Source organism: Pseudomonas fluorescens (assembly GCF_000967965.1).
GTDB lineage: Bacteria > Pseudomonadota > Gammaproteobacteria > Pseudomonadales > Pseudomonadaceae > Aquipseudomonas > Aquipseudomonas grandcourensis.
Window position 1 is genome coordinate 38,785 of the sequence record NZ_LACC01000037.1, and the last position, 3,434, is coordinate 42,218.

3 protein-coding genes are annotated in these 3,434 nt (G+C 60.5%); all 3 read left to right on the forward strand.

The window, feature by feature from the left end; genetic code table 11:
* Nucleotides 1-234 precede the first annotated feature (234 nt).
* The 3 genes from VC35_RS25130 to VC35_RS25140 all read left to right on the forward strand — a co-directional run bounded on the left by VC35_RS25130 (nucleotide 235) and on the right by VC35_RS25140 (nucleotide 3,330).
* Complete coding sequence (locus VC35_RS25130; RefSeq protein WP_046043271.1) at nucleotides 235-1,569, forward strand: acetamidase/formamidase family protein; 1,335 nt, start codon at nucleotides 235-237, stop codon at nucleotides 1,567-1,569.
* A gap of 170 nt (nucleotides 1,570-1,739) precedes the next feature.
* The gene (locus VC35_RS25135; RefSeq protein WP_046043272.1) at nucleotides 1,740-2,582 is read left to right on the forward strand and encodes an HvfB family MNIO-type RiPP peptide maturase; all 843 of its coding nucleotides are present in this window, start codon (nucleotides 1,740-1,742) and stop codon (nucleotides 2,580-2,582) included.
* Entirely contained in the window at nucleotides 2,575-3,330 is a 756-nt protein-coding gene (locus VC35_RS25140) for an HvfC family RiPP maturation protein (protein WP_046043274.1), read from the forward strand. The genes VC35_RS25135 and VC35_RS25140 overlap by 8 nt, the downstream gene beginning before the upstream one ends.
* Nucleotides 3,331-3,434: the final 104 nt, after the last annotated feature.

Sequence of the window (3,434 nt, forward strand, 5' to 3'; positions counted from 1 at the left end):
CTCGCTCCCACAGGGAGGCGTGATGTATCTCACTGTATCTCACCGGCCTTTCGATACAGTCCCGCGCAACTTCAGACCCCAGCCGAACACAGAACCGATACAAACCTGCGATGAACTGTGAAGGCCGTTTTGGCGCCGTTAAACCGTGGCGGCCAAGACTCCTTCCCTGGCCGTCGCAACCGGCGGCCGTACGCTCGACTCTGTTCCGCGCCTGATGCGGTCAAGGGGACTTCCATGACAACGCTTGTGTCTCAACCCGATCCCAACGTCACACCCGTGGATCGACTGCGGGTCGATCACTACACCAACGGCATCATTGGCCCGAGCCAGCCGATGCTCGGGCCGTTGGTCGACGGCGGTACGCTGATCACCGGTACGCCACCGGGCTGTTGGGGACCGATGATCACGCCCGCCTTCGAGGGCGGGCATGAAGTGACGCGACCGGTGGCGATCGCCGGGGCGCAAATCGGTGATGCCGTGGCCATCAAGATCAAAAGCATGCGTGTGACGTCGCTGGCGACTTCATCCGGAGTGATGAGCTTTGTTGAGGGGCGGTACAACGGCGATCCGTTCGTTTCTAAATTCTGCTCCATGTGCGGCACCGATCATCCCGCCAGCCATGTCGAAGGCATCGGCGCCGAGGCCATTCGCTGCAACCATTGTGGTGCCGAGGTCAGCGCGTTTCGTTTCAGCCACGGCTATGTGATTGTGTTCGATGCGCAGAACCAGGTCAGCCTGACGGTCAATCAGGACATCGCCAATCGACTGGCAGGTAACGCATCAGAAATGTCGGCGCTGCCGGAATTCGCCGCCCAGCATTCGATCCTGTCCCTGGCCCGTGCCGACATTCCAGGTGTTGCGGCTCACATGCGGCCGTTTCTCGGCAACATCGGCACCCTGCCATCCCGGGACTTGCCCGATTCCCACAACTGCGCCGACTTCGGCCAGTACCTGATCAATGCACCGCACCGTTTCGGCATGACCCGCGAAGAACTGCACGCGGCGAAAACCGACGGCCACATGGACACCAACTCGATTCGCGAAGGCTGCGTGCTGATTTGCCCGGTTAAAGTTCCCGGTGCCGGGGTGTACATGGGCGACATGCATGCCCAACAGGGCAACGGCGAAATCGCCGGGCACGCCACCGATTGTTCCGGGGAAACCGAAGTGGTGGTGCAAGTGGTGAAGAACCTGACTCTGGAAGGGCCGATCCTGTTGCAAAATCTCGATGACTTGCCGCCGATGGCCCGGCCAATGAACGCCGAACAACGGGCAAGAGTCCGTGAGCTGGGTGAGCGTTGGGGCCAGCACGAGATCGAACAGAGTGGGCCGATCACCTTCATCGGCAGCGGCGAGAACCTCAACCTGGCGGTGGAAAACGGCCTGCAACGCGCCGCTTCCGTTACCGGCCTGCCTTATGACGAAGTCCTCAACCGCGCCACCATCACCGGATCGATCGACATCAGTCGCCTGCCGGGCACTGTGCGTGTGACGTTCCTGTGCCCGATGAATGTGCTCGATCGCATGGGCATCGGCCATCTGGTGCGTGAGAAATACGACTTGGCCTGACAGCCAGCGGCGGGTCTGTATCACAGTGTGTATGGACTTGCTGGCGATACACACGCTGGCATTTTCCGGCACAAGTGAACACAGGCCCGATACACCGCTTCGATTAACTGTGTCTGACGGCGGGCATCCATTCGGTGCCCGCTCCCCAGCCACCGTCCGAGATCGACTTCATGCAAACCCCCGTCATTCCTGTAGCGAAGGCCAGCGTCGGCCTGAGCCTGCGTCGCGGTTTAATGAAAGACCTCCAGGCCGCACCGGCAGGCGATTTCGACTTTCTGGAAGTCGCGCCGGAAAACTGGATCGGCATTGGCGGCGCCCATGGTGCGGCATTGCGCGCCCTGGCTGAACGCTATCCATTGTCCTGTCATGGCCTGTCCCTGTCCCTGGGCGGGCCGTCGCCGCTGGACGTCGGTTTTTTGCAGGAAGTCCGGGGTTTTCTTGATCACTACAACGTGCCGCTGTACAGCGAGCATCTGAGCTATTGCAGCGATGACGGCCACCTGTATGACCTGTTGCCACTGCCGTTCACTGAAGAAGCGGTGTACCACGTCGTTGCGCGTATTCGTCAGGCCCAGGACATTCTTGGTCGGCGCCTGGCGGTGGAAAACGTCTCTTATTACGCCGCGCCTCAACAGGACATGGACGAGGTGACGTTCACCAATGCGGTGTTGCGCGAGGCCGATTGCGACCTGTTGCTGGACGTCAATAACGTCTACGTCAATTCGATCAACCACGGCTTCGATCCGCAGGTGTTTCTGGCGGGCATCGATTCGGGCCGGGTGGTGGCGATGCACATTGCCGGGCACTTCGACGAGTCCGATTCCTTGAAGATCGACACCCATGGCGCTTCGGTCAAACCAGCGGTGTGGTCGTTGCTGGCCCAGGCTTATGCCCGGTTCGGTGCGCAGCCGACCTTGCTGGAGCGGGATTTCAACTTTCCGGCATTCACTGAACTGGTGGCGGAATTGCAGACCATTCGCCGTCTGCAACAGGAGGGCGTAAACCGTGGGTAAGTCGAGTCTTTTGCATCAACAAACTGCCATGGGCCTGTACCTGCGCGACCCTGAGCACAACGCGCCACCCAGCGAAATGGACCCCGCTCGGGCGCAGGTTTATCGCGACCTGGTGTTTGCCAACCTGTCGTCGTTGCTCAGTGGCACCTTTCCGGTGCTGGTGAAGATTCTGGGCAATGAACGCTGGCGGTCGCTGGTGCGGATCTTTCTGCGGGACTACCGCGCCCGCACGCCGAAATTTGGTGAGATTGCTCAGGAGTTTGTCGAGTTTCTCGCCTCTGAATCTCTGGAGTTGAGCGATGGGCCGTGGCCGCCGTTCATGGTGGAGCTGGCGCATTACGAGTGGGTGGAAATGGCGCTGCAACAGTCTGACGCTGAGCCTCTGGTTGGCGGTGATGACGCGCTGCTGCTGGATCGGCGCTTGCAGGTGTCGCCGCTGGCCTGGCCATTGGCTTACGCCTGGCCGGTGCAGCGGGTGGGGCAGGATTACCAGCCTGATGTGGCGCCTGCTCAGCCGACGTTGTTGCTGGTGCGTCGCGCCGAGGACTGGAGTGTGAGGTTTTCTGAACTGAGTCCGTTGGCGTGGCGGTTGTTGCTGCGTGTTGGTGAGTTTCCCGAGTTGACCGGGCGTGAGCAGTTGCAAGGATTGGCGGTGGAGGCGGGGCAGGTTGGCTCTTCGGCGTTTTTCGAGGGTGGTCTGGGGTTGTTGCGGCAGATGCATGGGGAGGGGGTTGTTGGGGTAGGTTGATCTTCTTTGACCTTGGCGGCCTTTGGGCCGACCAGGTTCTTGGGTGATTGAGTACATATCCGGTTTTTTGGTAACGGCGGCTTATGGTTTCGCCCTTACGGCGA

Coding starts and splice junctions, on each gene's coding strand:
- VC35_RS25130 (WP_046043271.1), top strand. CDS start 235: ATGACAACGCTTGTGTCTCAACCCGATCCCAACGTCACACCCGTGGAT.
- VC35_RS25135 (WP_046043272.1), top strand. CDS start 1,740: ATGCAAACCCCCGTCATTCCTGTAGCGAAGGCCAGCGTCGGCCTGAGC.